This window comes from Candidatus Eremiobacteraceae bacterium, assembly GCA_035314825.1.
Classification (GTDB): domain Bacteria; phylum Vulcanimicrobiota; class Vulcanimicrobiia; order Eremiobacterales; family Eremiobacteraceae; genus JAFAHD01.
The window spans coordinates 86,283-112,030 of record DATFYX010000002.1 but is presented as its reverse complement, the minus strand read 5'-3'; the positions used below and the strand labels follow the sequence as shown (position 1 = coordinate 112,030).

The following is a 25,748-nucleotide window of genomic DNA, read 5'->3' as shown; positions in this document are numbered from 1 at the left end:
GAAATCCGGCGGCGGGCCGCCCGCTTGGGAAGGCAGCCCGGTGAAGTTCGCATACCGCAATTGGACGAGCAGCGCGGCATGCGATGACTGCGCGATCTGCGCGCCGATGAACTCGATGTCTTGGCGATAGTCGACGTTGGTGAACGCGCCGAACGCCCACGAACCGCGCATGGCAAAACTGCCATAGCCGATATCCGCGACCGCGCCTTTGCCGAACGGATGCGCGTACGTGAACACCACTTGCGGCGCCTGATACGAGACCGCGTCTTGAGGATTGGCCGGCGTGAAGTCGCGGTGCTGGGTGTCGGCGACGTAGTCGAGCGTCAGGTCCCCGAAGGCCGGATGCCACGCCGTCCATAGCGCGTACTGATGGCCTTCGCCCAGCGTTCCTGAGTTGTCATACTGGGGCAAGAAGAATCCCTCGACAAAGCCCACCTGGTTGATGGTGCTGTACACCGCCGGCGTGATCTGCTGGAAGCGCGCGTACGCCGCGTGGATCTCGACGGGACCCCTGTCGAGCGAGTAGCGCATCCGGAAACCCTGGCGGTTCGAGCCGATCGTGGTGTTGTCGTTGAGCTGATAGGTGGACTTGAGCCACACGCCCGGCCACGACCAGGCGACGCTCCACACGTTCTCGGGCGCGCCGTACGGCAAGATCGCGCTCGCGTAACGCCCTTCGAAACGATACGCGTCCACGCCGACCGATGCGCGTCCGAAGGGGTGGTCAAGGCCGATATGATAATAACCGCCTGGCGCTTGCGTGCCGGGCTCGAGGACCTGTTGCGCATCGTACCAGGCACGGCCGATCGCGATCGTCGCGTCGAGTCCGTGCGCCGCATGAAATGCGCCGCGCACTCCCGCAATAGTCTGCTGCTGGCCGCCGAGCTGGCTTTGCGGCAACGGTCCTTGCGGGCCCGGGTTCGCGACGGCGCCCGCGCCGTACATCGTCGTAGTGGAGAGCATCACGCCGCCCGTGCTCGCGTGAAGCAGATCAGCCGACCAGCGCGTCCCTTCGCCGTGATCGAGCACGAGCGAGCCGAGCACGAGTCGCGCGGCAGTGCCCGGCAACGCCGGCAGCGACGCGTCGGTCAGCTCGAGCGTCGCGACGCCGCGGCGCGCGACCAGATCGAGACCGTCAAGCGGTAGGCCGGCCGGAGCCGAAGGCCACGAATCCAACGCGGCCGGGCCGTTGCCGAGCGATTCGGCGGGCTGCAGTCCGATGTTCGGCGTGACGTTCGTCAGCGGCGGCTGCACGAACACGAACTTGTCGTTCTGCACGAGGTCGAACCAGCCCGCGCGCAGGTTCAGCGCGCCGTCCGCCGTGCCGATGGAGCCGGACAACAACGAGATGCGCGCGGCGCTGCCGTCGTCGAAGCCGGCGTGGGTGGGAAACGCGATCTGATACGGCAGCGCCTGCGATCCGAGATGCGGATTGAGCGTTGGCATCAGATTCTCGGTCCAATACGCCGCGTTTTGAACGCTGCCGGTCGCGTATCCGGCGCCGAGCGTCGCCGATGCGAGGAACTTCGATGTCGAGTAATCGCCGCGCAGTTCGAATTGCGCGATACCCGCCACGCCCGGCGTGTTCGGCGCGCTCGAGAAGACGTCGTACGGAGTCATCGGCGAAAGCGGCGCGCCGGCGGCAAAGCCCGGCCCCTCGGGCGGCGTGAGACCCGGTCCATTCTGCGCCTGATCGATGAACGAGACGAACCCGTCGCCGCTCAGACGCAGGCCCGGCTGCGACGTGGGCGCCGGCGATGGGCTCGGCGTCGCCGCCGCGTCTGCGGGCACCGGCTGGATCGACCCGGCCGCAATCCACGCCAGCGCGAAGAGGACGAATCTCATCGGTCGACGTGGCACCCCCGCGCGCCGTGACACCAGAAGACCGCCGATGCTCCTCCCGCGCGAGCCGGCAACCCTTCTTTAGCGCCGGCAGCAGACCTCGAGCTTGTTGCCCTCTGGGTCTTCGAAGAACACCGCGTAATAGGGTTGGATGTAGTCCGGGCAGTCCTCTGGGCCCTCGATCGCGCGCGCGCCCGCCGAGTGGAGCAAGCCGCCGATACGGTCGACATCCGCGCGCGTCGCCGCCGCGAACGCGATGCGCGTCTCGCTCGGCTGATGATGCGCGATCTCGTCCAAGACGAAGAACTGGCTCGCCCGATCCGGACAGTAGTATTCGAACGAGCAGCCGCAATCTTCTGTCTGCGTGTAGCCTAGCGCCGGCATGAGCACGTCATAGAACGGCCGCACCGCTGCGAGGCTGCGGACACGATGATCGATGTGGTCCAGCGGAAAGCGGCTCACGTCTGCGTGCTTCGGCCGTTCGTCGGGGCGCTTGCGATCGGCGCGCGCCTCGAGAACAGCTCGGTGATAGGGCGAAAGCCGTTCTTGAGCAAGGGGCGTTCGAAGAGGTACGTGATGACCGACGCTACGGCGACCGAGATGACGACCGTGATCACGAGATACGTCCACTGCCAGAGGCGATCGTCCTGGAAATCCTGCGTACGCGGCAGCGGGAACGAGTGACGCGCCAGATACGTCGCGATGAGTTGATGCCACAGATACAGATTGTAGGAGATGACCGACAGGAACACCAGCAAGCGGTTGGCGAGCACCGCTCGCCACCACCCCGCCGCTAAGCACGACCCGACGGTCAGCAGCACGAAGGTCAGCCCGAGGAGCGTGAGATGGCTGTTGCCCCACACGTATTGCCAATTGGGCTCGATGCGGATCAGGAACAGGCCGTAGAGCAGCCAGCCGTAGAGCGCGAAGCCGGCGATCGCGAGCACGGTCCACAGATGTTGCCAGCGCGCAGGATCGGGCGTACGCGCGCGCAGCCACACGAAGAGCCATGCGGCGAGCATCCCGCTTCCGAAGAGGTCGAGGAATGCGGGCATCTGCGTCATCACCACGTAGTCGCCGATACAGCACGGCGAGTAGAACAGCCGATAGCCATTGGCGATCGCCAGCATGCCGGCGAACGTCGCCAGCGGCCAGCGCCGGAAGCACCAGCACAGCAGCGGGAAGACGACGTAGAACTGGACCTCCACCGCGAGCGTCCATAGCACGCCGTTGACCGTGCCGAACGTGTCGTGGAACCAGTTATGGATGAAGAGCAGATGGGTGACGTACACTTTGAGCAGCGTGATCCCCGAGAACGCTGCGACGATCCATGGCGTCAGGATCAGCAGTTGGAGGTAGTACGACGGCACGATCTTGATGAAGCGCCGGTATGCGAAATGCTCGATGGTCTGGAGGGGCTTGCCCTCGAACACGTGGCGCGCGTAGGGATAGAACAGCACGAAGCCGCTGATGAAATAGAAGAGGTCGACGCCGGTGAACCCGGTCTCCGGGATGACCTGCAGGTTGATCGTGTGCCCGAACAGGTGGAAACGCGAGTCGAGCCAGTTCCACTCCCAGACGTGATACCAGAGCACGACGAAGATCGCGATGCCGCGCAGTCCGTCGAGGACCGCGAGATGGGCTTGCGGCGACGCGCGCGGCGTCTCAACCATCGTTGACGACCGCCACGGGAGGGTGCTCGGCGACGGGTGCGCGGCGTTTGAAGAGGTCGCCGATCGCGCCGAAGCCTCTCTTGAGCAGCGGCCGCTCGATCGCATACGTGACGAAGATCGAGACCGCGAAGGTGATCGCGAGCGATGAGATCGTGTAGGCCCATTTCCAACGCTCGTCGGCGTGCGGATCGGCCGTGCTCGGTGCCGGGAAGCGGTGTTTGAGCATCCACAGCATGAGGACGTTGTGCCACAGATACATGTTGTACGAGATCACGCCCATGAACACGAAGAAGCGGTTTGCGATAATCGCATGGAGGGGGCGATACGAGAAGAGCGCGGCCACTGCGAAGACCGCGAGCAGACCGCCCCAGTACAAGCGGTTCGCGGCTTGCCAGGGCGCGTATTGGTTCGGCTCATACAAGTGCGTGAACATCGCGCCGAGCATCGCGCACAGGCCTGCGGCCGCGCCGACGGCGACGAGCGTCGCCAGCCACTCGAAGCGCTCGACGGGCAGGTGACTGCGCATCCACACGAATATCCACGCCGCCAGCATGCCGTCGGCGAAGAGATCGAGATAGGCCGGCATCTGGCCCATCAAGACGTAATTGCCTACATCGGTATGCGCGGCGAACAGCCGATAGCCGACCGCGATCGCGACCATCAACAGATACGTCATCATCGGCTGCCGGCGGAAGAGCCAGCACAGGGCGGGGAAGATCAGATAGAATTGGATCTCGACGCCTAAGCTCCACAGCACGCCGTTGACGCCGACCCAGGTGTCGACCCAGAAGATGTGGATGAAGAGCAGATGCGTCACCACCTGCCTGATGACGTCTTTGAACGTCGTGAATTCGCCGATCAGGATGGCCGCCGCCACGAGCGCGATGACGTAGGACGGCACGATCTTGATGAAGCGCCGGTACGCGAACTGCCTGACCGTCTGCAGCGGGCGGCCTTCGAACAAGTGCCGCGCGTATGGATAGAACAGCACGAACCCGCTGAGGAAGAAGAACAGCTCGACGCCCATCAATCCGGTGCCCGGCACCATGACGATCGGGATGTCGTGTCCGAAGAGCGTGAGGCGCGGCGTCAGCCACGAGAACAGCCAAAGATGCCACCACACCACCATAAGGATGGCGATGCCGCGGAGACCGTCGAGCACGTCGAGGCGCGCTTCGGATGGCAGACGGGCCGTTGAAGCCATGCTGTTAGTATCGGGCGATTTCGGCACGCGCCGCTGCGCGGCCTAGGCGCTCGCCGCCAAGCGACTTTCCGCGCACGCATCTCGGACTTTGCCCTCGCCTTTATCGACGCTTCACGCCGCCTTCCCGCAGCGCGGGTACGATGAGAACTGACATGATCGCTTTGACAAAGGAGACATCCATGGTAGACACGACGACAACCGAGAAAGCCGGTCCGTGCCGCGAGGAATGGAAGATCAGAGGCGAGGATCTGCTCAAGAAGATCAACGAGATCATCCGCGAGGGGAACGTGCGGCACATCTCGATCAAGGACAAGACCGGCAAGACGCTGGTGGATCTGCCTTTGACCGTCGGGGTGGTGGGCACGGCCCTCGCTCCGGTGCTAGCCGCGGTCGGCGCGATCGCCGCCCTCGTCAGCGAGTGCACGATCTCGGTTGAGCGGCAGGCGTAGCCGCACTCGACGCGCCGAGGGATGACCGGACACCCCCCGAAGTCCGCGTCAAGTGACGCATTCGACGCAGGCCGGCCGCCTTGTGCTGTGTCCGACGCCGCTCGGCAACCTTGAAGACATCACCGCGCGCACGCTGCGCGCGCTGAATGAGTGCGACGTCGTCGTGGCCGAGGACACGCGCGTCACGGGCGGGCTGCTGCGTCATTTCGACATACGCAAACCGCTCCGTTCGCTGCACGAACGGGTTGAAGCGCGACGGCTTGCGGAGGTGCGCGGACTGCTGGCGGCCGGCAAGACGGTCGCCTTCGCAAGCGACGCCGGCATGCCCGGCATCTCGGATCCGGGGGCAGCGCTCGTCGCGTGCGCGCGCGCGGTGGGCGCCGCGATCGAGGCCTTGCCCGGCCCGACCGCATTCGTCGGCGCGCTCGTCCTCAGCGGTTTCGACATCAGCAGGTTCAGATTCGACGGCTTCCCGCCGCGCAAGAGCTCCGAGCGGCGTGCCTATCTGCGTTCGCTGCGCGACGTCGAGTATGCCGTCGCGTGGTATGAAGCGCCGACGCGCGTCATCGCGCTGCTCGACGACGTCGGACGCGAGTTGCCTCAGCGTCGCGTATTCGCGTTGCGCGAATATACCAAGATGTTCGAGCAGCAGGCGCTGGGATCGGCGGCGCAGGTGCGCGCGCAGATCGAACAGCCGCCGCGCGGCGAGTTCACGATCGTGCTCGAGGGCGCGCGCATTGAGCGCGTGCCGGCCGGCGCGCGAGCTATCCCGGATGAGGTTCGCGACGCGCTGCTGCGCTTGATCGAGCGCGGCACCGGCGCTCGCGATGCGGCCGAAGCGATTGCCGGGGCGACCGGCCTGCCCAAGAACGCTTTGTACAAACTCGCATTGCAGCGCGCTCAGCGGCGTTAGCGTGCACGTCGAACCATGGGTGCTGGTCGCGCTCGGCGCGACCGCGTTCGTCGCCGCCGCCGTCGATGCGGTGGTCGGTGGCGGCGGGCTCATCAATCTGCCGGCGCTGCTGCTCACCGGCATGCCGGTCTCGCTGGCGCTGGGCACCAACAAGCTGTCAGGTATCGCCGGCACGGCGACGGCGACCGCCACCTTCGCGGCCGCGCGCCAGATCCGTTGGCCGATCGTCACGGCAAGCGCGCTTGCGGCGTTCGCCGGCGCGCTGCTGGGCGCACGCACCGTGCTGCTGCTCGACCCAAAACTGCTGCGCGTCATCGTGTCGGCGCTGCTGCTCGTCGTCTCGGCGGTCGTCGCGCTGCGGCCGCAACTTGGAGCGCGGTTTACTGGCGCGGTGGTTCAGCGCTCGGTGTGGCGTTCCGGGGCGATCGGTTTGGCCACCGGATACTACGACGGCTTCTTCGGGCCCGGCGCGGGCGTGTTCATGATCTTTCTTTTCGTCGCGTGGCTGGGCGTCGATTTCTTGGCAGCCTCGGGCCTGGCCAAAGCGACCAACTTCGCGTCGAATCTCGGCGCCATCATCGTCTTCGCGCTGGCCGGCACCATCGATTATCAAATCGGCGTGGTCATGGCCGTCTGCGCGGTCGCGGGCAGCTTCACCGGTTCGCGTCTGGCGATCGTCCGCGGCGCAGTCTTTGTCCGGTTCGTCTTCCTGGCCGTGGCATGGATGGTCGCGGCGCGGCTGCTCTGGCAGGCGCTCCACCGCTAGCGCGCAAACAACCGCTGATATATGGCCAAAGACACGTTCTATCTCACGACGCCGCTGTACTACACCAACAGCACGCCGCATATCGGGCACGGCTACACGACCATCGCGGCCGACGTCCTCGCGCGCCTTCATCGCGTGACCGGCGACGGACGCGCATGGTTTCTGACCGGGACGGACGAGCACGCGCAGAAGATCGCCGACGCGGCTGCGGCGCAGGGCAAAACCCCCAAGCAGTTCGTCGACGAGATCGTCGAGCGCTGGAAGGCGCAGTGGCGCGAACTGAACATCAGCTACGACCAGTTCATCCGCACCACCGATCCCGAGCACGAGAAAGCGGTGCAGCGCATCTTCACCGTGCTGCGAGACCGCCGCGATATCGAGCCCGGCAAGTACGAAGGCTGGTATTGCCGTACCGATGAGACCTTCTGGGTCGAAAGCAAGCTCATCGACGGGCGCTGCCCCAATCCCGAATGCGGGCGGCCGGTGGAATGGGTGTCCGAAGACGCATGGTTCTTCCGGCTCTCCGCCTATCGCGATCGCTTGATCGAGCATTATCGCGCGAATCCGCATTGGGTGCGCCCGCAAAGCGCCTACAACGAGATGATGGCGATCCTGCAGGGCGGGCTTGAGGATCTGTGCGTGTCGCGCCAAAGCGTCGAGTGGGCGATCTCGATGCCCGGCAGCGCGGGCACGACGATCTACGTCTGGTTCGACGCGATCTGCAACTACATCACCGCGGCCGGCTATCCGCACGACATGGCCAAGTTCGAGCACCTATGGCCCGCCGACGTGCAGCTCATCGGCAAAGAGATCGCGCGCTTCCACACGATCATCTGGCCGGCGATCCTGATGGCGCTCGATCTGCCGCTGCCGCGCCACGTATTCGCCAACGGCTGGATCACGATGGAAGGCACGAAGATAAGCAAGAGCCTCGGCAACATCGTGACGGCAGACGAGCTCATCGCGCAGTACGGCGTGGACGGCGTGCGCTATCTGCTGTTCGCCCAAGCGGCCTTCGGCACCGATTTCAGCCTGAGCCCAGAAGGCTTGCAGCGCCGCTATAACGCCGATCTCGCGAACGACCTCGGCAATCTCGTGCAGCGCACGTTGTCCATGCTCGGGCGCTATCGCGCTGGCACGGTTCCCGCCGCGCACACGCGCTCGTCGCTTGCGGCTGGCTTTGAGTCGGCGCGCGACTCTGTGATCGCCGCGATGAGCGAACTGGACTACCGCGGAGCGCTTGGCGCGATCTGGGAGCGCGTCGGCGCATTGAACTTGCACGTCGAGCAGAGCAAGCCGTGGGAGCTGGCCAAGCGCGATGACGGCGCAGCGCTCGACGACGTGCTTTACGAACTGTGCGAAGGAGTGCGCTGGATCGCGGCGTTCATCTATCCGTTCATGCCGGCCACGGCGCAGACCGCGTGGCGTGCTCTTGGACAAGACGGCGTTCCCGGACAACGCTGGGAAGAGCAATTGCAATGGGGCAAGCTTGCGCCGGGCACGGCGACGAGCGTGCCGCCACCGCTCTTCCCTCGCCTTGAGGCGCACGACGCGACGTCGTGACCCTTGCTGACACGCACGCTCACCTCGACGGTCCGGAGTTCAGCGCCGATCTGCAGGACGTGCTCGCGCGTGCCGATGCCGCGGGCGTGCGTGCGGTCGTCTCGGCAGGCCAAGACGAGGCGACGAGCCGGGCGACGCTCGCACTAGCTGGAGCGAACCCGGCGATCGCGCCCGCGGTCGGCGTGCATCCGCACCTCGCGAAAGACGCAGGCGACATGCGCTGGCTCGAAACGCTGCTCGACGATCCGCGCGTCGTCGCCGTCGGCGAGATGGGCCTTGACTATCACTACGATCATTCGCCGCGCGACGTCCAGCGCGAGGTCTTACGACGCCAGCTCGACATGGCGGCGCGGCGCGATCTTCCGGTCATCCTCCACTGTCGCGAGGCAGAAGACGATCTCGCAGCGGTCTTGCGCGAGCATTTCGCTCGTGGCCGGCTCGGCGTCGTGCACTGCTTCACGGGCACATACGAGTGGGGGATTCGGCTCATCGACGAGTTCGGCGTGTTCCTCGGAATCGGCGGCGCGGTGACGTTCAAGAACGCGGTGGAGCTGCACGACGCGGCAGCGCGCTTGCCGCTCGAATCGCTCGTGCTCGAGACCGACTGTCCGTTCATGGCGCCCGCGCCTAACCGCGGCAAACGCAACGAGCCCGCCAATATCGCGCTCACCTGCGCGCGGCTTGCCGAACTGCGCGGCGTCGATCCGGCACGGATCGCCACCGCGACGACCGCCAACGCGCGGCGCCTCTTCCCGAAGCTGGACGACCGGCTGGGCGGCTGACCCGAGCCGGTCGCCGTTCTACTTCAGTTCGCGCGTGCCGCTGAAGCGGTGACGTTGTGCACGTGGGCGGTGGCGTTCGTCTGCGGCTGGTATATCTGCGTGACGAGCAGCGGAACGACCAGCACCGCGATGCCGATCACCGCACAGGCGGCGTCGATGATGAGTTGTGTTGAGAAGCGCATGGTCCAAACCTCCCTGAGAGCGAGTGATGACACTCGTATGGTAGCTCAGGGGCTGGACTCCGGGCTTCGTGGGAAACACCGAAAGAGTGTACGCGGCGGTACGGATATTAGTGCGGGACGCCGGTCAGGGACGTATGCCTCACGATGACATAGGCGGAGTCACGACGGGTCGTTCTTTTGCTCCCATGACGATCAGCCATATCACGATCGCAACTTCGCCGAGCTGGAACGGGAACGCGACGTTACCCACAGCATCCGCATACCGCGGCAGCAGTACGCCGGCAAAATTCTGAGCGAGGTAGGCGAAGCCGTTCAAAACAAGCCACACGCCGAGAATGCGCGGAAGAAAACCCGACTTGTAGACGAGGATACCGAACGGCAGTAACCAGAGCCCCCAAAACACTTCGTTGACGACAACCCCATAGTCGTGCAGATTGAGATACTGCATGACCATCGCGTATTGCTGTGTTTGCCCGAATGCCGACAAGAAATCCCCTCCGCGCGCGAATAGCAGCGCCCCGAAGTCGTTCAATGTGTTGACGAAGTAGATCGGAACGTCAGCGATGCCCAAGATGACCATGGTCGTAGCGAGAGTCCGGTCAACACCATTGAGCAATCGGTAAAGCGCAAGCATGACGAAGATCTCCATCGTCGCCGACAGTAGATCCGTATAGATGCCGATGCGGAATAGGTGTTCGTGCGAAGCGATGTTGTGCGCTGTAGCGGCCGCGTCTCCCGTCACGAATAACACGCTCGGGATGTATTTCAAACGAACGGGCCCAAGCAGGACCACCGCTAGATACAGGAGTCCGGCGATTCTCGCGTTCCTGCTGAGCGAACTCACACGGCCTACTTAGCGAATCGTGGCAGCGCGCCTCTTCAGAGCGGCTGCGCCGAACGCCACATGCTCGCGAACTCCGCCCGCAGCGCGGCGCCGCCGTCGTCGAAATCAGATGTCTTTGCGATGATGCCGATCTCGCGCGCTTCATCGAGTCCGTTCCTCGTGAGGTTCGCTGAGCCGATGTAGAGCCGGTCGCCCGCGTCGATGTACTTGGCGTGCAGGTATGCGCCCGGCAATGTGCGCACCGCGACGCCCGCCGCGGTCAGCTCCTGGATGCAATCCATCCGCGTGCGTCGCTCGCGCTTGACGAGCACTTCATCGTGTCGCCCATGCTTGGCACGCGCCTCCAACGCATCGAGGATCAGCGGATCGGACAGATCCTCGATCGCGATGCGTTCATCCACCGGCGCGTCCAGCAACGCGGCGATGCGCGCGCGCTGACCTGGGTCTGGACCGTTGACGATCCGACCGGTCTGCGCGTCGCGGTCAAAGATCGCGCGCCTGACCGCTGCGACATCCGCCGGCAGGTCGTCCTCGACGAGGAAGTCGCCTGGCTCACCGAAGCCCGCTCGATTCGGATTCGCCGTGGCGATGAAGGCGCGCCGATCGTCGACCACAGCGGCCTTCGCGTGCTCGAGCACCAGCGGGTCATCTTCGACGACGACATGGATGCGTTTATCCAGCATGCGGGCGTAGCGCGCGAACGACACTCGACCAGGGTCGTCCCTGGGCCGCTCTGAGCGCTTGCGGTCGTAGCGGTGCACGTCGCCCTCGAGATGTAATGTCACGTCGACGCCGCGCGCGGCCGCAGCATTGAGCGCGGCAACCACATCGGCATCGCCAAGGCTGTGGAACTGCGCGCGGATCGAGCTGCGAGCGGCCGCAAATGCGTCGCACAACACGCTGCGCGATGCGCTGCCGATGCTGACATGCAGATCTGCCACGGTGTGACTAATCACGCGGTTGCGCGCGCGCGTCTAGCGCCGTGCCAGGAAAGCCCGGAAAGCCGTCCGAAGCGCACATCGTTTCATGAGCATAAATAAAGGAAGCGTCGTGCGCGAGCTGTTCGACCGTATCGCAGCCCGCTACGACCGCGCCAACACGGCCATGACCGGCGGCCTCGACGAGCTGTGGCGCATGCTGGCCGTCAACCAGCTCCACGTGGCCGATGACGGCCACCTGCTCGACCTGTGCTGTGGCACCGGCGCCCTGGCCCGGATGATCGCCCGGCGCGTTCCAGAGGGCCTGGTCGACGCGATCGACTTCAGCCCGCGCATGCTCGACGTCGCCAGAGCGCACGCGACGCCCGCGAACATCACCTACCATGAAGGCGACGTCCTCGCGCTGCCGTTCGACACCGGCGTCTTCGACGGCGCCGCGATGGGCTACTCGATGCGCAACATCGTGGACATCGGCGCCTGCCTGCGCGAGGTCGCGCGCGTGCTCAAACCCGGCGCCTCGTTCGTCAACCTCGAGATCAGCAAGCCGCCCAACCCGCTGTGGCGGCGGCTGTTCTATCTCTACTTCTATAATATGCTGCCGGTGATCGGGCGGGTCGCCGGGGGAGACGCGGCCGCGTACCGCTATCTGCCCCAATCGCTGGTCAACTTCCCGGACGCCGACGGCCTGGCCGCGCTGTTCCAAGGCAGCGGCTTCGCGCACGTGCGCTATATCCGGCTGATGGGCGGCGCCGTCGCGCTCCACATCGGGACCAAAGAACGCGTGCGGGCGAACGCCTCTGCCGAGGTCCCTCTGACCGCGGACCTGCTCGCATGATCGAGGAATCGAGATCGCCGATCCATGCGGTGGTCGAACAGTTCGTGCGCGAAGAGCTGTCGCAGGAGAACGCGCACATCGCCGGCGCCGTCTGGAGCATGCTCGATGCCGGCGGCAAGCGCTTGCGCCCGCGCATCACCATGCTGGCCGGCCGAGCGGTCAACGCGTCGGCGCCCGACGATCCGGTGCTCGCGTCCTACATGGAGCTGATCCACGTCGCCACGCTGATCCACGACGACGTGCTCGACAACGCCGACACGCGGCGCGGACGAGAATCCACCAATCGCGCCTTCGGCAACCGCTTCTCGGTGCTCGCGGGCGACTATCTGTTCTCGTGGGTGTTCAAGAAGATCACGCTCGGATACGCGCCGCCCGTGCCGACCATCCTCGCGGCGATGCTGGCCGAGATCTGCAACGGCGAGGTCAAACAGCTGCGCGCAGCCGGCGATCTGGCGATGACGCCCCAGCGCTATCTCGAGATCATCGGCAAGAAGACGGCCGAGCTGTTCGGCTCGTGCGCCGAGGTCGGCGCCATCAACGCGCTGCTGCATGCGGGGCGGACCCCTGGGGCCGCGCTGCGCGAGGATCCGCAGGTGCACGCGCTGCGCGAGTTCGGACGGCTGTTCGGTCTCGCATTCCAGATCCGCGACGACTTGTACGATGCGATCGCCGATGAGAAGCAGCTGGGCAAACCGGCGGGCAGCGATCTGCGCGAGAAGAAGATGACCCTGCCGCTGATCAACGCATTAGCAAACGGGGGCACGCAGGCGCGCGAGCGCGTCGAGGCGCTGTTCGCCTTCGAAGACGCGGGGTCGGCCGCAGCCCGGCCGGCGCTCGAGCGCGTGGTCGAGCTGTTGCGCGAACGCAGCGTGATCGACCAGACCACCGCGCCCATGCGCCGTTACGCCGACGAGGCGCTCGCCGCCCTGGGGCCGCTGCCGCCCTCAGCCGCCCGCGACGAACTGGCAGGCATGGCCCGCACTCTTAGCGCCTTTTCATCCTAAGCGCGGGGGACGGTTTTCGCGCTTCGCGAACCTGTCCCACGGAAGGAGTCCTACCATGTCGCCCGTTTATGCAATCATCGACGCGCCCATCATCGCCGTCATCATCGGCGCCGCCATCATCCTGTTCGGCGCAGACCAGATACCGAAGCTGGCGCGCTCGATGGGCCAGGCCAAGAAAGAGTTCGACGCCGCGGTATCCGCCAAGAACCCGCCGGACGCACCGGTGCAGGACGCGTCGGTGCCGCCGAAACCGGCCGCGCCGCCGGCTTCCGATCCGTCCGCCGCAGCGCCGCCGCAATAGCGCCACTCATTCAGACGTCGCAGCAAGACGCTTCGCCGATCGTGCGCCGGTCCGACGACGCGGAGATGACGTTCACGGAGCACCTCGGGGAGCTCCGCACGCGTCTGATCATCTCGATCGCGACGGTCGGCGTCGTCTCGCTGGTCGCGTTTCCGCTCATGCCAAAACTGCTCGTATTGCTCGAGCGTTTTTTCATCCCCGGCATCCAGCTGCACGTGTTCTCGCCCGCTGAGATCATCCGCGTGTATATCAAGCTGTCGCTGCTGGTCGGGCTGGTGGTCGGTTTTCCGGTCGTGCTCTACGAGCTGTACGCGTTCGTCGCGCCCGCGCTGGATCGCCGGCTGCGCTCGCGCGTCGTGTGGTATGCGGTTCCGTCATTGCTGATGTCGCTCTTGGGCATCGCGTTCTGCGGCTTGATCGTCTTGCCGCTCGTGCTGCGCGCACTGCTCAATCTCACGCAAAGCTCCGGCCTCATCGGCACGTATCAGCTCGATCCGACGATCGGATTCATCGTCATCCTGCTGGGCATCTTCGCGGTGATGTTCCAATTGCCGATCGTGCTGTCGGTGCTGGCCAGCGTCGGCATCGTCAACTCCAAACTGCTGGCGGATAAGTGGCGGCACGCCATGATCGCCATCCTCATCTTGGCAGGCATCGGCGCACCGGACGGCAATCCACTCACAATGCTGCTCCTCGCCGCACCGCTCGCCGGACTGTACCTGCTCAGCATCATCGTGGTGCGGCTGACGGAGCCGAGGATCGTGCCTGAGGGCAGCCCGGCATGAGCCCGGCCGCGAACGCAGGCGCGCTCCGCGAGCGCAGCCTCTACGATCAAACGCTCGACGTGCTCTCGAACGTCATGTTCCCCGTCGTCGTGTTCGGCATTTGGGCGGTGCTGACGATCGTCGGCACCAGCGTCGATCAGAACCAGCCGCCGGAGCGCTACTACATCGAGTACGGCGCGCCGATGGCCAACGCGATCCTGCGCCTGCATCTCACGAACATCTTCCATTCCTGGCCGTACATCACGCTGGTGCTGTTGCTGCTGATCTCCATGTCGGTGTGCACGTTCCGCCGCGTGATCCCCAGACGGTTTCCGAAAGACCGCCCGGTGGCGGTCGAGAACTTCGGGCTGCACGCGCAGCGCCGCTCAACGCTCGACTACGACGCGACCTGCCGCGCCGTCGACGACTACGCGCGCCGGCGGGGTTTCTCGGTACGCACGCAAGACCTTGACGGCACGCATTGGCTGTTCGCGGACAAACAGAAATGGGCGCGCTACGGCGTGCTGGTCGCGCACGTGGGGTTCGCCGTCATCGCCATCGGGGTGTTCGCCGGCTGGCTGTGGGGGTATCGCGGCCAGCTGCAGATCTTCTCCGGCCAAACGGCGAGCGTGCCGCAGGCCGGCTTGAACGTCACGTTGTCGCGCTTCATCGGCCGCTTCGAGCCCGTGCAGACCAAAGAAGGGTTGATGTATCAAGCATCGCGCTTCCAGTCGGACGTGCACGTGGCCGGCGGCGACACCGACGCGGACGCAAGCATCCTCGTCAACCATCCCTTCGTCACCGCCGACCACGTCTATCTCTATCAAGCCTCGTACGGTTTCGGCGGGAACCTCCAGATATTGCGCCAGGGCAAGCCGCTCGCATTGGAAGGCATCGACGGCAGGCTTGGGCCGCAAGACGTCGTCTATCTGCCTGGAACCAGCCGGGTCATCGAGTACGGCACCATGCTCGGCCCGTCAGACCCCTCGCAAGCGCCGATGGGCGTGCCGCTGCCCAGGGTCGACACCTACGCGCTGTGGGTCTTCCACGATCAGATCCCGATCACGCAAAAACCGATCTTGCTGCCGGTCGGCGCCAGCTTTGACGCCGGCGACGGCTACACGATCAAAGCGCTGCCGCCGGTCGCCTGGTCCGGCTTGACCTACCGGTACGATCCGGGCGAGCTGTGGGTCGGCGCTGGCGCGCTGATCCTCTCCGCCGGCTTTGTGATGGCGCTGTTCTTCATGCCGATCAAGCTGTATGCGCGCGTGATCAGCGATTCGGGCGTGCCTGTGGTCGATATCGCAGCGACGACCACCAAAGGCAACGCGATGTATGAGGATGACTTCAACGCATTGGTGAACGGGCTTGCGGAGCGACTGGCGCCGCCCGCCGGCGGCATGGTCGCCGAAACGGTGAATGCGTATGCCTGATTCCTATTCGCAGTACAACACCAACGCGGCGTCGCTCATCGACGCGCACGTCGCGGCGTACATGTCGTGGTACGAGGCCGCGGTCGTGCTGTATCTCATCGCCGCGCTGGTCTTCGCCGGATACTGGTTTTTCCGCAGTTGGACGCCGATCGGCGCGGGCATCGTCTTCGCCTCGCTCGGCATCGTCGCGCAAACCATCAGCCTCGGCGTCCGCTGGCACTACAGCGGGCACGTGCCGTGGAACGATCTGTACGGCTCGCTCTCCGTCGTCTCGCTGTTCACCGCAGTACTGTTCCTGATCTTCGGCGCGCGCTACCGCATCTGGTTCGCAGCGCCGCTGGCGTTCATCTTCTCCGATGCCCTGCTCGCGTATGCCAAAGGGTGGAACAAGGGGCTCGAACCGCTCGTCCCCTCCTTGCAGAGCAGCTGGATCTACATCCACGTGCCGGTCGTGCTCGCGTCGTACGCCGCGTTTCTCATCGGCTGCGTGCTCAGCATCATGTACTTGTTCAAGAAAGCCGACGAAGACCGCATGCTGGTCGTGGCGGGCCGGTCGGTCGGCGCAGCGGTGTCGGCGCAGACGGCCGATCTCGGCCTGGTGCGGCCCTGGTGGCTGAGGTGGGTGGAAGTGGTTCCGCCCTCGAGCAAGCTCGACGTCGCGGCGTATCGCGTCAATTCGGTCGGCGAGATCCTGCTCACCGTCGGCATCATCCTCGGCGCGCTGTGGGCGCACGTCTCATGGGGCAGCTACTGGCAATGGGATCCGAAGGAGACGGCCGCGCTCACCAACTGGATCGTCTACGCGATGTACGTCCATCTCCATACCAGACCGTCGATGCGCGGCACGGTCACCGCATGGATCTCGATCATCGGTTTCCTGACGGTGCTGTTCAGCTACTTCGCGGTGAATATCGTGATCAGCGGCCTGCATTCATACAAGTGATCTGAGATGGACTCGCGCCGCGCGCTCGCATTGATCGCTTACGCGGCGGGCTTCGCCATCGTGGGAGCGCTCGCGATCGGCGCCGTCGCCGTCGGAACGGCAGCCGTGGGGTCGCTTGCGATGGGCGCGCTCGCGGTCGGACGCGCAGCGGTGCGCCGCGCGAACGTGGACCGCGCGCGGCTCGGCACGCTCGAGATCGACGAACTGGTCGTGCGCACATTGCGCGTGGACGAGCTCTCGGTGACGAAAACGCTCGCTCTTCCCGAACTCCCGCCCAACGACGACTAAGCCATCAGCGATTCGTTATCAGCCACATGGTGGGCCGGCGCAGCAATATGCGGGGGTGGATGCCGTGCGCCTCTAGGTCCTCGTATTCATATGGCACGATCAGCGCGTAGACGCGCGCGCCGCCTTGGAGCAAGGCGTCGGCATTGGCTTTGTCGGTCTCGGTGCGCAAGAAACTGATCGGTCCTGCGTCGGTGTAGAACAGCAGCGAGAAGCCGCCGTGCACGCCGGTGATCGCGATCTTGTCGCCCGGCCGCCACAGCGTTTGGATGTACTGCGCCATGCCCTTCATCGGCTTGCGCGCCTCGAGCCCCGGAAGGATTCCAAGCACGAGGGCCGCGACGACGCCGGCCATCATGAGCGAGAGCCCAAGCGGCGCGATCCATGCCCGGCGCAACGCGAGCGTCAACCCAAAGGTCGCGATCGCCGAAGGCACCACGATCCAGCCGAGCAGCGCCAGCGGCGCGACCAATTGTGCGGTCTCTCCCAAGTGCTGCGTCTGCACGTAGAGCACGATCGCGACCGCGAGCAGACCCAGCGCCAGCGGCAGCATCAACAACGCGCCGCGCAGGCTGCGCAGATCGTTGCGCTCGATCGCGCGCCCGACCAGCCCGCCGACGAGGATCGCAAGCGCGGGGAAGATGATGCCGAGGTAATTGGGCAGTTTGGTCTGCGCCAAAGAGAAGAACGCAAACGGCACGCCGGCCGCACACAAGAGGAAGACCTCGTCGCTGCCGCGTCGCAGCCACGCTTCCTTGATCGCCTTCGGCAGAAATGCGACATACGGGAAAAAGCCGAGCAGCAGCAGCGGTATGTAATAGTAGATCGGGCCTGGCTGGTTTTCGAACGGCGCGAGATAACGGCCGAATGTCGAGCGCCCGATGTATTCGTCGACGAACGGAGCGCCGTGCAGGACGGCTTGCGAGACGAACCACGAGCCGCCGAGGATCGCGAACAGCACGACGCCGCCGAGCCACGGCAGCCGGGTGACGGCCGAGGCGTCGAAGCCCTCCGAGGCCGCACCGGCACGCGAGCGATGCCGCCACCGCTCGATCAGATACCAGGCGCCTAGCGAGATGAGCGGCAGGACCACGGCCACCGGTCCCTTGGTCATCGTGCCAAGCGCGGTCGCGACGACCGCGATCCAAAACGCATGGCGATCTCCGTCGCGCAGCGCGAAGTAGCCCCACAACGTCGCGATCGCGATGAAACAGATCAGCATCGTGTCGAGGATCGCCAGGCGGGCGAGCACGATGTACTCGAGGCTCGTGCCCAGCGCCAAGCCGCTCACGATGCCGGCCGCTTCGCCGTACAAGCGGCGCCCGGCGAGATAGGTCGCGATCGCGCCGAAGACTCCGAACAGCGCGCTTGGCAGGCGCACGGCGAACTCGTTGAGGCCGAACGCGAACACCGCGGCGCCCGCCGTCCACATCCACAGCGGCGGGTGGATGTACCACGGCGCGAAATTGTAATGCATCGAGAGCCAGTCGCCGGTCAGGAACATCTCTTTGACGACTTCGCCGTAGGTCGGTTCGCTGTTATCCCACAGGCTGCCGTTCCCCAAGCCGAGGAAATACAACGCCGCCACCAACGTCAACGCGCCCGCGCGGATGCCTGCGATGGCTGGTGCCGCACCGCGCGGCTGCGACGTCATCATCTCCGCGACAGGTTGCGGCGCGCGCCGCCGTCTTCTCCTTTCCCGGTTCCGACGTGCCTCCCAAAGGAGGCCCTTTTTGGGCCCTTGAACCCGCACAAGCTCATGCCTACTGTTACGACGGTGCGCGTCGCCACACGTCCAAGCGCGCTCGCGCTCAAACAGGCACAGGCCGTGATGGACATGCTCGCCCGACAGCACGGCGAGCTCGCATTCGAAATCGTGAAGATCAGCACGCGTGGCGACGACGACCAAGACCGCTCGCTCTCGTCGATCGGCGGCGACGGCATATTCGTCAAAGAGCTCGAATCGGCGCTGCTCGGCAATCGCGCCGACATCGCCGTGCATTCGATGAAGGACTTGCCGACCGAGCTGCCTGCAGGCGTGCGCGCCGGCGTCGTGCCGATGCGTGAGGATGCGCGCGACGTGCTGATCTCGCGCGACAACCAGCACAAGACCATCTTCGGGCTGCCCAACAAAGCGATCGTCGGCACCAGCTCGCTGCGCCGCGCGGCGCAAGTGCACGCGATCAAGCCGCTCGTCGAGGTCAAAGAGCTGCGCGGCAACATCGACACCCGCATCAAGAAGATGCTCGACGGGCACTACGACGCCATCATACTCGCGCTCGCCGGGGTGCAACGTCTCGGGCTGCCGCCCGACGTGGGCGAGGGCTCGCCGATCCCGATCGATGAGATGGTCCCCGCCGTCGGCCAGGGCGCTCTGTTCGTGCAGTGCCGCGAAGCGGACACCGCGATGCAAGAGCTGATCGCGCCGCTCGGTGAGCCGCTCAGCTCGATGGGCGTCGCGATCGAGCGCGCCTTTCTCAAGCGGATGGGCGGCGGCTGCGCGGTGCCGGCGGGCGCGAACGCGAGCGTGTTCGGCGACCGCTGGCTGTTCCACGCCTTCGTCGGCAGCGTGGACGGGAAACACGCGATGCGGCGCGATGCGGAGGGCATCGCCCGCGATGAAGCCGATGCGACGGCGGCCGTCGAAGACATCGCCGATGAGATGCTCGAATCGGGAGCGCGCTGGGTGATCGCGCAGTACAAGAGATGAGGGACGCAATGCGCCGGATCGTGCCGACTCCCGCTCCGCAAACGGCGGGGCCCATTCCAGTGGAACGTCCGCGCCGGTTGCGGCGCAGCGCCGCGCTGCGCGGGCTCGTGGCAGAGCATGCGCTGCGCGTGGAAGATCTGGTCGAGCCGATGTTCGTCGTGCCTGGCAGCGGCGTGCGCACCGCGATCACGACGATGCCCGGCATCTACCATCAGTCGGTCGACCGGCTCGTCGAAGACGCGAAGGCCGCTCACGCGCTGGGCATCCCCGCCGTGATCCTGTTCGGCATCCCCGAGCACAAGGACAGCGCCGCTTCGGCGCTGGCCGATCCGCGCGGCCCGGTGCCGCTTGCGGCCGCCGCGCTCAAACGCGCGCTGCCCGATCTGGTCGTCATCGCGGATCTGTGCGCGTGCGAGTACACGGATCACGGACATTGCGGGCTGCTCGACGCCGCGGGCGACATCGACAACGACAGCACGCTGGCGCTGCTCGCGACCGGAGCGCTCGCGTATGCGCATGCCGGTATCGACGTCGTCGCGCCGTCGGACATGATGGACGGCCGGGTGCGGGCGATCCGCCACGCGCTTGACACGGACGGCTTCACCGGCACGGCGATCCTATCGTACGCCGTCAAGTACGCGTCCGCGTTCTACGGACCGTTCCGCGAGGCGGCGTGCTCGACGCCCGCGTTCGGCGATCGCCGCACGCATCAGATGGACCCGCCCAACGCGCGCGAGGCGGTGCGCGAGGCGCTGCTCGATGTGGCCGAAGGCGCCGATGCGGTCATGGTCAAGCCCGCGTTGAGCTATCTCGATGTCGTGCTGCGCGTTCGCGAAGCGGTCAACGTGCCGCTGGCCGTGTACAACACGAGCGCCGAGTACTCGATGATCAAAGCGGGCGCGGCCGCGGGCTGGTTGGACGAGGCGCGCGCGGTCGACGAGCTGCTCGTGTCGTGCAAACGCGCAGGCGCCGACTTCATCCTCACGTATTTCGCGCGCGCAGCCGCCGGGCGCATGGCCGCGCGCTGAAAGCCGGCCGGCCTTTGCGCGCGGACGCTCGCACCACCATCATCTTGCTCGCAGGCGGTCCAGCCACGCGCTTGCCCGGCAAACTCGCGCTTGACGTCGACGGCGAGCCGATGGTGGTCCGCTCGTACCGCCGCTTGACCGCGCTGCATTGGCCGTGCATCGTCTCCGCGCGGACCGCGCTCGCCCCCGCGCTTGCTGGCGCGCTGTGCGATGCTGAGGTCGCCCTCGACGAGATCGCCGACGGAGGGCCGCTCGCCGGCTTGTACAGCGCCGCGCGGTCGACGCGCACGCCGTTGTTCTTCGCCGCCGCCGCCGATCTGCCGAACATCTCGGTGGACTTCGCCCGTGCGCTGCTCGCCGCATATGACGCAGCTCCAGAACCGAAACCGTCTGCAGTATTGCCGACGTGGCCGGACGGCCATGTCGAGCCGCTCGCCGCGCTCTATGAGCGCGACGCCTTCGTGCGCGGCGCCGGCGCGGCGCTCGAAGCGGGCAAACGCAAAGTGACCGCGGCGCTCGACGGTGTGCGCGTGCTCGCGTATCGCGTGGAGGCGAAGGACGCTTCGATCTTGCTCAACGTGAACACGCCGGCGGATTTCGAGACGCTGCGGCGGACGGGCGCAGCATCATGAATGTCAAACGCTCGCAGGCGCTCTACGAAGCCGCGTCGCGCGTCATCCCCGGCGGCGTCAACTCGCCGGTGCGCGCGTTCCGCTCGGTCGGCGGCACGCCGCTGTTCATCGCCCGCGGCGAGGGCTCGCGCATCTTCGATGCCGACGGCCACGAGTTCATCGACTACGTCGGCTCGTGGGGCCCGCTGATCTTCGGCCATGCGTTTCCGCCGGTCGTCGCGGCGATCGAACGTGCCGCGCGCATGGGCACGTCGTTCGGCGCGTCGACCGCGCTGGAGATCGAGCTGGCCGAGCTGATCGTCGAGGCGATGCCCTCGGTCGAGCAGGTGCGCTTCGTGAACTCAGGCACCGAGGCGTGCATGAGCGCGCTGCGCCTCGCGCGCGCGTTCACCAGACGCGACAAGATCGTCAAGTGCTCGGGCTGCTATCACGGCCACGCCGACAGCATGCTGGTGTCGGCGGGCTCGGGCGCGCTCACCCTGGGCGTGCCCGATTCGCCCGGCGTGCCGGCGGCGGTCGCGGCGGACACGATCGTCGTGCCCTATAACCATCCGATCGCGCTCGAGAAGGCGTTCGACGACGCCGAGGACATCGCGGCTGTGATCGTCGAGCCGGTCGCCGGCAACATGGGCGTGGTCGCGCCGTTGCCCGGTTTCTTGGGGGCCGCGCGCGATCTCACGACGCGCCACGGCGCGCTGCTGATCTTCGACGAGGTGATGACGGGTTTTCGCGTCGGCTACGGCGGCGCGCAGGCGCGCTACGACATCCAGCCGGATCTGACGTGCCTGGGCAAGATCATCGGCGGCGGCTTGCCGGTCGGCGCGTTCGGCGGCCGGGCGGACATCATGCAGCATCTCGCGCCGGCAGGCGACGTCTACCAAGCAGGGACGCTGTCGGGCAATCCGCTGGCGATGTCGGCGGGCATCGCACAGCTGCGCGCGCTCAAGGGCAGCGACGTCTACGACCGGCTCGAGAGCAGCGGCGTCGCGCTCGAGGCCGGCTTGACGCGCACGCTGAGCGAACGCGGCGTCGCGGCGCGCATCGCGCGCGTCGGATCGATGTGGACGCTGTTCTTCACCCGCGACCCGGTCGTCGATCTCGATAGTGCGAAACTCTCCGACACGGCCGCCTACGCGCGCTTCTTCCACGCTATGCTCGAACGCGGCATCTATCTGCCGCCGTCGCAATTCGAGGCCGCGTTCATCAGCTTGGCGCACAGCAAAGCCGACATCGAGCAGACGGTGGCCGCTGCGCGCGAGTCGCTCGATGCCGCGGCGGCCTAGACCCAAGAACTCGCAGGCGCTGTCGCTGCCGCGCCTGTTCCTGTACCATCGCGCGCTTGAAGACGCGTTGCGCGAGGGCACGTCGGTCGTCACCTCCGACGATCTCGCGGTCCGCGTCGGGCGCGACATCTCGTCGGCGCAGATCCGCAAGGACCTGTCGTACCTGGGCACGTTCGGGCGCCGCGGCCAAGGATACGACGTCGTGATGCTGGTGAGGAAACTCGCGCGCGTGCTCGGGCTGGACCGCGATTGGCGCATCGCGATCGTCGGCTTCGGCTATCTCGGCCATGCGCTCGCGACGTTCTTGGAGTATCGCGAAGAGAAATTCCACATCGCCGCCATCTTCGACGTCGCCAAGGCGCTGGTCGGCACGCGCTGGCACGGCGTGCGCATCAGCCACGTCGACGATCTCGAGAAGGTCCTGCCGGTGCTCGACTGCGGCATCGGCATCGTCACCGTGCCGGCGGCGGAAGCGCAGACGGTCGCCCAACGCCTCGTGCGCTGCGGGCTCGGGGCGATCCTCAACTTCGCACCGACGACGCTACGGCTGCCGCCGCGCATCGCCGTTCGCTCGATCGACTTGGCGTCGGAGCTGTCGATCCTCACCCACCATCTCGGAAGGATGTGACTGCATGGCAATGCCCCGAAAGGCGAGGCGCAGCGTCGACGTCGTGGCCACCGCGATCGTCGCCGGCATCATCGGCGGCGCCTTGCTCGAATTGTATCTCTTCATCTTCATGCATTACACGCTGCTCGGGCACTGGCAGTTCGTCGCCTCGACGCTTGTCGGACGCGATGCGGCGCGGAACTACACCTGGCTCGGCGGCCTCGTCCACTACGGCGTCAGCATCGGGTGGGCGCTGATCTACGTGCTGCTCGCGCAGCGCTGGTCCGCGCTGTGGCGCAACCCGTGGCTGTGGGGCGTGCTCTACGGCGTGGTCGTGATGATCTGCATGACGTCGATCCTGATCGTCAGGCACGCAGGGGGCGTGCCATCGGGCCTGATGCTGCTCAATAGCGTCACCTCGCACACGCTGTTCTTCGCCCTGCCGATCGCGCTGTACGCGAGCGCCGCCTTCCGTTACGCCTCGGGCGAGCGATAGGCCGCCGGTCTTCACCGCTTCTTCATAGCGGACTCCGACGCTCGCGCTACGCTGTCGGCTATGGTCTGCGGCGGCCTGCGCGAGGCGCCAGGGAAGCTCTTCATCGGACGAAAAGCGAGGGCATGTGCCGATCGTCGTCATCGGGTTAAGCCACAAGACCGCACCGGATGAGGTGCGCAACCGCCACGCGTTCCCGGCCGAGCGCATCGGCCAAGCGCTCGCCGCGCTGCGCGACTACAGCGCGGTGCGCGAAGCGGCTATCGTGTCCACCTGCAATCGCTTGGAGATCTACGCCGACGTCGCGGACTTCGAGGTCGGCGTCGAGCAGATCAAAGATTTTCTGACGACCTACCGCAGCATGCGGGTCGACGATTTCGACAAGTACCTGTACACGCTGCTGGGCGCGCAAGCGGTCGAGCAGTTGTTGCGCGTCGCCTGCGGTCTGGATTCGATGCTCGTCGGCGAGGAGCAGATCGTCGGCCAGGTCAAGGACGCGCTGACGGCGGCGCAGCGCTCGGGCTCGGCGGGAGCGCATCTCCACAAGCTGTTCCGCACCGCGCTGGAGGCCGGCAAACGCGCGCGCAGCGAGACGGGCATCGGACGCGACGTCGTGTCGCTTGGTGCCGCTGCGGTCGAGCTGGCGGCGCGCCACTGTTCCATCGCGGACGCGCGAGCCGTGGTCGTCGGCGCCGGCAAGATGGGGACGATCGTGGCTAAGCATCTGCACGCGCGCGGCGTCGCAGCGCTCACCATCGTCAATCGCACGCCCGCGCGCGCCGAACGGCTGGCGCGCTCCATCGGCGCCAGCGCCGCTGCTCCCGACGCGCTCGGCCGTCTCTTGTCGGACGCGGATCTTGCGATCACGGCGACCGGCGGCGGCGTGCACGTGATCACCGCCCCCATGGTGCGCGCGGCGATGGCCGCACGGCACAAGCCGCTCCTGCTCGTCGACATCGCGGTGCCATGCGACGTCGAACCCAGCGTCGCCGCGCTGCCCGGCGTGACGCTATACGAGATCGGCGATTTGCGCCAGGTTGTGGACGACACGCTCGACGAGCGCCGCGCCGAGATCCCCGCCGTCGAAACGATCGTGGCAGAACGCTCGCGCGGCTACATGCGCTGGTATCAATCGCGCGCCGCCGCGCCGCTCATCGCCACCCTGCGCACCAAAGCTGAGACGATCCGGCGCGCGGAGATCGACCGGCTGTTCTCACGCCTGCCCGAGCTCGATGAGCGGCAACGCCAATTGATCGCCGGCATGAGCGTCTCGATCCTCAACCGGCTGCTGCATGCGCCGGTGACGAAGCTGCGCGAGACCGCTGCGGAGGGCGAGCAGGTCTCGGACTCCGATCTTGCGGACCGGCTCGCGGACCTTGCCGGGCTGGGCGAGCAGCTCGAGGCGCAACTCGCCGACGCGCTGCGCCCGCCCGCGCCGCAGGCAAGCGACCGCTAGGCCTCTTCGATGGAGCGCCCGCTCGCGGGCATCCGCGTCATGGTCACACGCCCGGCGCTCGCATCCGACGAGCTCGCCGCGCTGTTGCGCGCCGAAGGCGCGATCGTCGATTGCGCGCCGCTCGTCGAGATCGGCCCGCCGCCTGACGAACGCGCACTGCAAGCCGCGGTCGACGACGCCGACGACGCGGACTGGATCGTCTTCACCAGCATCAATGGCGTTGACGCATTTGCGAGCCGCCGCCGCGCGCCGCTTGCGGCCGCGATCCGCATCGCCGCCGTCGGCGCGGCGACGGCGCGCGCCGTGAACGCATCCTTGGATCGCGAGCCGGACGTCGTACCCGCACGCTTCGAGGCGCAAGCGCTGGCCGATGCGATCGCCGCCCGGGCCAGCAAAGGGGCGCTCGTCGCGGTCTTCGCTGCGCAAAACGCCCGGCCGGCACTTCGCCGCCGGCTGCTCGACGCCGGCGCGCGCGTGCAGGTCACCGAGGCGTATTCGACGCGCGAGGCGCCGCCCGCCGACATCGTGCGGCGCGTCTCGGACGCCGACATCATCGTGCTCACTTCGGGTTCGGGCGCGCGCTCGCTCGTGGCCGGGCTCGCCGGAAAAGCGGGCCGCGCCCTGTCCGCCACGGCGCTCGTCTGCATCGGCCCCGTCACCGCGCGCGAGGCTCGCAGGCTGGGCCTCGACGTGGCCGCCATCGCGCACGACGCGACGGCACAAGGGCTTGCGGCCGCCGTCGCGCGCGCAGCCCACGCACGCCGGCGCTGACAAACTCGACTGAGAGCGAACATACGTGCGCATCGCCGATGTGTCGG

At 66.5% G+C, this 25,748-nt stretch carries 28 protein-coding genes; 20 read left to right on the top strand and 8 right to left on the bottom strand.

The window, feature by feature from the left end; all coding sequences use genetic code 11:
• The 4 genes from VKF82_01550 to VKF82_01535 all read right to left on the bottom strand — a co-directional run.
• The coding region (locus VKF82_01550; protein ID HME80742.1) for a hypothetical protein at positions 1–1,845 on the bottom strand (1,845 nt) is incomplete at its 3' end.
• Between the two features lie 78 nt (positions 1,846–1,923).
• On the bottom strand, positions 1,924–2,304 hold the full coding sequence (locus tag VKF82_01545; GenBank protein ID HME80741.1) for a VOC family protein: 381 nt from the start codon (positions 2,302–2,304) through the stop codon (positions 1,924–1,926).
• Positions 2,301–3,515, bottom strand: coding sequence for an acyltransferase (locus VKF82_01540; protein ID HME80740.1), 1,215 nt, complete (start codon positions 3,513–3,515; stop codon positions 2,301–2,303). Before VKF82_01540 ends, VKF82_01545 begins: the two co-directional genes overlap by 4 nt.
• A complete protein-coding gene (locus tag VKF82_01535; protein ID HME80739.1) occupies positions 3,508–4,719 on the bottom strand; it encodes an acyltransferase in 1,212 nt (403 codons plus the stop codon). The genes VKF82_01540 and VKF82_01535 overlap by 8 nt, the downstream gene beginning before the upstream one ends.
• 179 nt (positions 4,720–4,898) lie before the next feature.
• Here VKF82_01535 and VKF82_01530 point away from each other — a divergent pair, with 179 nt between their 5' ends.
• From VKF82_01530 to VKF82_01510, 5 genes are read left to right on the top strand one after another with little or no spacing between them, the layout of a single operon-like run.
• Positions 4,899–5,168, top strand: a complete 270-nt coding sequence (locus VKF82_01530) for a DUF4342 domain-containing protein (GenBank protein ID HME80738.1) — start codon at positions 4,899–4,901, stop codon at positions 5,166–5,168.
• 52 nt (positions 5,169–5,220) lie between these two features.
• Positions 5,221–6,081 carry a 16S rRNA (cytidine(1402)-2'-O)-methyltransferase gene (gene rsmI, locus VKF82_01525; GenBank protein HME80737.1) on the top strand — a complete coding sequence of 287 codons (861 nt, stop codon included), beginning with the start codon at positions 5,221–5,223 and terminating at the stop codon, positions 6,079–6,081.
• Position 6,082: 1 nt separating this feature from the next.
• Entirely contained in the window at positions 6,083–6,847 is a 765-nt protein-coding gene (locus VKF82_01520; GenBank protein ID HME80736.1) for a TSUP family transporter, read from the top strand.
• 21 nt (positions 6,848–6,868) lie between these two features.
• Positions 6,869–8,410, top strand: a complete 1,542-nt coding sequence (metG, locus tag VKF82_01515; protein HME80735.1) for a methionine--tRNA ligase — start codon at positions 6,869–6,871, stop codon at positions 8,408–8,410.
• A complete protein-coding gene (locus VKF82_01510; protein HME80734.1) occupies positions 8,407–9,192 on the top strand; it encodes a TatD family hydrolase in 786 nt (261 codons plus the stop codon). The genes metG and VKF82_01510 overlap by 4 nt, the downstream gene beginning before the upstream one ends.
• A 23-nt stretch (positions 9,193–9,215) precedes the next feature.
• Here the strand turns inward: VKF82_01510 and VKF82_01505 are convergent, their stop codons facing one another.
• From VKF82_01505 to VKF82_01495, 3 genes are all read right to left on the bottom strand, one after another.
• Positions 9,216–9,374, bottom strand: coding sequence for a hypothetical protein (locus VKF82_01505; GenBank protein HME80733.1), 159 nt, complete (start codon positions 9,372–9,374; stop codon positions 9,216–9,218).
• 139 nt (positions 9,375–9,513) lie between these two features.
• On the bottom strand, positions 9,514–10,218 hold the full coding sequence (locus VKF82_01500) for a DUF4386 domain-containing protein (GenBank protein ID HME80732.1): 705 nt from the start codon (positions 10,216–10,218) through the stop codon (positions 9,514–9,516).
• A gap of 35 nt (positions 10,219–10,253) precedes the next feature.
• On the bottom strand, positions 10,254–11,159 hold the full coding sequence (locus VKF82_01495; protein HME80731.1) for a phospholipase D-like domain-containing protein: 906 nt from the start codon (positions 11,157–11,159) through the stop codon (positions 10,254–10,256).
• An 85-nt stretch (positions 11,160–11,244) separates the two neighbouring features.
• Between VKF82_01495 and VKF82_01490 the strand changes: the two genes are divergently transcribed.
• The 7 genes from VKF82_01490 to VKF82_01460 are packed head-to-tail and all read left to right on the top strand — an operon-like array spanning position 11,245 to position 16,724.
• A complete protein-coding gene (locus VKF82_01490) occupies positions 11,245–11,991 on the top strand; it encodes a ubiquinone/menaquinone biosynthesis methyltransferase (protein HME80730.1) in 747 nt (248 codons plus the stop codon).
• Positions 11,988–12,995, top strand: a complete 1,008-nt coding sequence (locus tag VKF82_01485) for a polyprenyl synthetase family protein (GenBank protein ID HME80729.1) — start codon at positions 11,988–11,990, stop codon at positions 12,993–12,995. The genes VKF82_01490 and VKF82_01485 overlap by 4 nt, the downstream gene beginning before the upstream one ends.
• Positions 12,996–13,050: 55 nt before the next feature.
• Complete coding sequence (locus tag VKF82_01480; GenBank protein HME80728.1) at positions 13,051–13,296, top strand: twin-arginine translocase TatA/TatE family subunit; 246 nt, start codon at positions 13,051–13,053, stop codon at positions 13,294–13,296.
• A 41-nt stretch (positions 13,297–13,337) separates the two neighbouring features.
• A complete protein-coding gene (tatC, locus tag VKF82_01475; GenBank protein HME80727.1) occupies positions 13,338–14,081 on the top strand; it encodes a twin-arginine translocase subunit TatC in 744 nt (247 codons plus the stop codon).
• Positions 14,078–15,493, top strand: coding sequence for a cytochrome c biogenesis protein ResB (locus tag VKF82_01470; GenBank protein HME80726.1), 1,416 nt, complete (start codon positions 14,078–14,080; stop codon positions 15,491–15,493). Before tatC ends, VKF82_01470 begins: the two co-directional genes overlap by 4 nt.
• Positions 15,486–16,436 (top strand): c-type cytochrome biogenesis protein CcsB, encoded by a 951-nt coding sequence (gene ccsB / locus VKF82_01465; protein HME80725.1) that lies wholly within the window; start codon positions 15,486–15,488, stop codon positions 16,434–16,436. The genes VKF82_01470 and ccsB overlap by 8 nt, the downstream gene beginning before the upstream one ends.
• A 6-nt stretch (positions 16,437–16,442) precedes the next feature.
• Positions 16,443–16,724, top strand: coding sequence for a hypothetical protein (locus tag VKF82_01460; protein HME80724.1), 282 nt, complete (start codon positions 16,443–16,445; stop codon positions 16,722–16,724).
• A 4-nt stretch (positions 16,725–16,728) separates the two neighbouring features.
• Here the strand turns inward: VKF82_01460 and VKF82_01455 are convergent, their stop codons facing one another.
• Positions 16,729–18,378 (bottom strand): glycosyltransferase family 39 protein, encoded by a 1,650-nt coding sequence (locus VKF82_01455; protein ID HME80723.1) that lies wholly within the window; start codon positions 18,376–18,378, stop codon positions 16,729–16,731.
• Positions 18,379–18,480: 102 nt separating this feature from the next.
• Here VKF82_01455 and hemC point away from each other — a divergent pair, with 102 nt between their 5' ends.
• The 8 genes from hemC (at position 18,481) to VKF82_01415 (ending at position 25,701) form a co-directional block, all read left to right on the top strand.
• On the top strand, positions 18,481–19,431 hold the full coding sequence (gene hemC / locus VKF82_01450) for a hydroxymethylbilane synthase (protein HME80722.1): 951 nt from the start codon (positions 18,481–18,483) through the stop codon (positions 19,429–19,431).
• Between the two features lie 8 nt (positions 19,432–19,439).
• Positions 19,440–20,459: a porphobilinogen synthase gene (hemB, locus tag VKF82_01445; GenBank protein HME80721.1), complete on the top strand. Its 1,020-nt coding sequence runs from the start codon at positions 19,440–19,442 to the stop codon at positions 20,457–20,459.
• 14 nt (positions 20,460–20,473) lie between these two features.
• On the top strand, positions 20,474–21,091 hold the full coding sequence (locus VKF82_01440; protein HME80720.1) for a molybdenum cofactor guanylyltransferase: 618 nt from the start codon (positions 20,474–20,476) through the stop codon (positions 21,089–21,091).
• Positions 21,088–22,374 (top strand): glutamate-1-semialdehyde 2,1-aminomutase, encoded by a 1,287-nt coding sequence (gene hemL / locus VKF82_01435; protein ID HME80719.1) that lies wholly within the window; start codon positions 21,088–21,090, stop codon positions 22,372–22,374. The genes VKF82_01440 and hemL overlap by 4 nt, the downstream gene beginning before the upstream one ends.
• Positions 22,358–23,002, top strand: a complete 645-nt coding sequence (locus VKF82_01430; protein HME80718.1) for a redox-sensing transcriptional repressor Rex — start codon at positions 22,358–22,360, stop codon at positions 23,000–23,002. Before hemL ends, VKF82_01430 begins: the two co-directional genes overlap by 17 nt.
• A gap of 4 nt (positions 23,003–23,006) precedes the next feature.
• Complete coding sequence (locus VKF82_01425) at positions 23,007–23,477, top strand: hypothetical protein (GenBank protein ID HME80717.1); 471 nt, start codon at positions 23,007–23,009, stop codon at positions 23,475–23,477.
• Between the two features lie 124 nt (positions 23,478–23,601).
• Positions 23,602–24,930, top strand: coding sequence for a glutamyl-tRNA reductase (gene hemA / locus VKF82_01420; GenBank protein ID HME80716.1), 1,329 nt, complete (start codon positions 23,602–23,604; stop codon positions 24,928–24,930).
• 9 nt (positions 24,931–24,939) lie between these two features.
• A complete protein-coding gene (locus VKF82_01415) occupies positions 24,940–25,701 on the top strand; it encodes a uroporphyrinogen-III synthase (protein HME80715.1) in 762 nt (253 codons plus the stop codon).
• Positions 25,702–25,748: the final 47 nt, after the last annotated feature.

Bases quoted from the DNA above. Each gene is read 5' to 3' on its own strand.
- VKF82_01540 (HME80740.1), bottom strand. From the start codon at position 3,515: ATGGTTGAGACGCCGCGCGCGTCGCCGCAAGCCCATCTCGCGGTCCTC.
- VKF82_01535 (HME80739.1), bottom strand. From the start codon at position 4,719: ATGGCTTCAACGGCCCGTCTGCCATCCGAAGCGCGCCTCGACGTGCTC.
- VKF82_01530 (HME80738.1), top strand. From the start codon at position 4,899: ATGGTAGACACGACGACAACCGAGAAAGCCGGTCCGTGCCGCGAGGAA.
- metG (HME80735.1), top strand. From the start codon at position 6,869: ATGGCCAAAGACACGTTCTATCTCACGACGCCGCTGTACTACACCAAC.
- VKF82_01505 (HME80733.1), bottom strand. From the start codon at position 9,374: ATGCGCTTCTCAACACAACTCATCATCGACGCCGCCTGTGCGGTGATC.
- VKF82_01490 (HME80730.1), top strand. From the start codon at position 11,245: ATGAGCATAAATAAAGGAAGCGTCGTGCGCGAGCTGTTCGACCGTATC.
- VKF82_01485 (HME80729.1), top strand. From the start codon at position 11,988: ATGATCGAGGAATCGAGATCGCCGATCCATGCGGTGGTCGAACAGTTC.
- VKF82_01480 (HME80728.1), top strand. From the start codon at position 13,051: ATGTCGCCCGTTTATGCAATCATCGACGCGCCCATCATCGCCGTCATC.
- VKF82_01470 (HME80726.1), top strand. From the start codon at position 14,078: ATGAGCCCGGCCGCGAACGCAGGCGCGCTCCGCGAGCGCAGCCTCTAC.
- ccsB (HME80725.1), top strand. From the start codon at position 15,486: ATGCCTGATTCCTATTCGCAGTACAACACCAACGCGGCGTCGCTCATC.
- VKF82_01460 (HME80724.1), top strand. From the start codon at position 16,443: ATGGACTCGCGCCGCGCGCTCGCATTGATCGCTTACGCGGCGGGCTTC.
- VKF82_01455 (HME80723.1), bottom strand. From the start codon at position 18,378: ATGATGACGTCGCAGCCGCGCGGTGCGGCACCAGCCATCGCAGGCATC.
- hemC (HME80722.1), top strand. From the start codon at position 18,481: ATGCCTACTGTTACGACGGTGCGCGTCGCCACACGTCCAAGCGCGCTC.
- hemB (HME80721.1), top strand. From the start codon at position 19,440: ATGCGCCGGATCGTGCCGACTCCCGCTCCGCAAACGGCGGGGCCCATT.
- hemL (HME80719.1), top strand. From the start codon at position 21,088: ATGAATGTCAAACGCTCGCAGGCGCTCTACGAAGCCGCGTCGCGCGTC.
- VKF82_01430 (HME80718.1), top strand. From the start codon at position 22,358: ATGCCGCGGCGGCCTAGACCCAAGAACTCGCAGGCGCTGTCGCTGCCG.
- VKF82_01425 (HME80717.1), top strand. From the start codon at position 23,007: ATGGCAATGCCCCGAAAGGCGAGGCGCAGCGTCGACGTCGTGGCCACC.
- VKF82_01415 (HME80715.1), top strand. From the start codon at position 24,940: ATGGAGCGCCCGCTCGCGGGCATCCGCGTCATGGTCACACGCCCGGCG.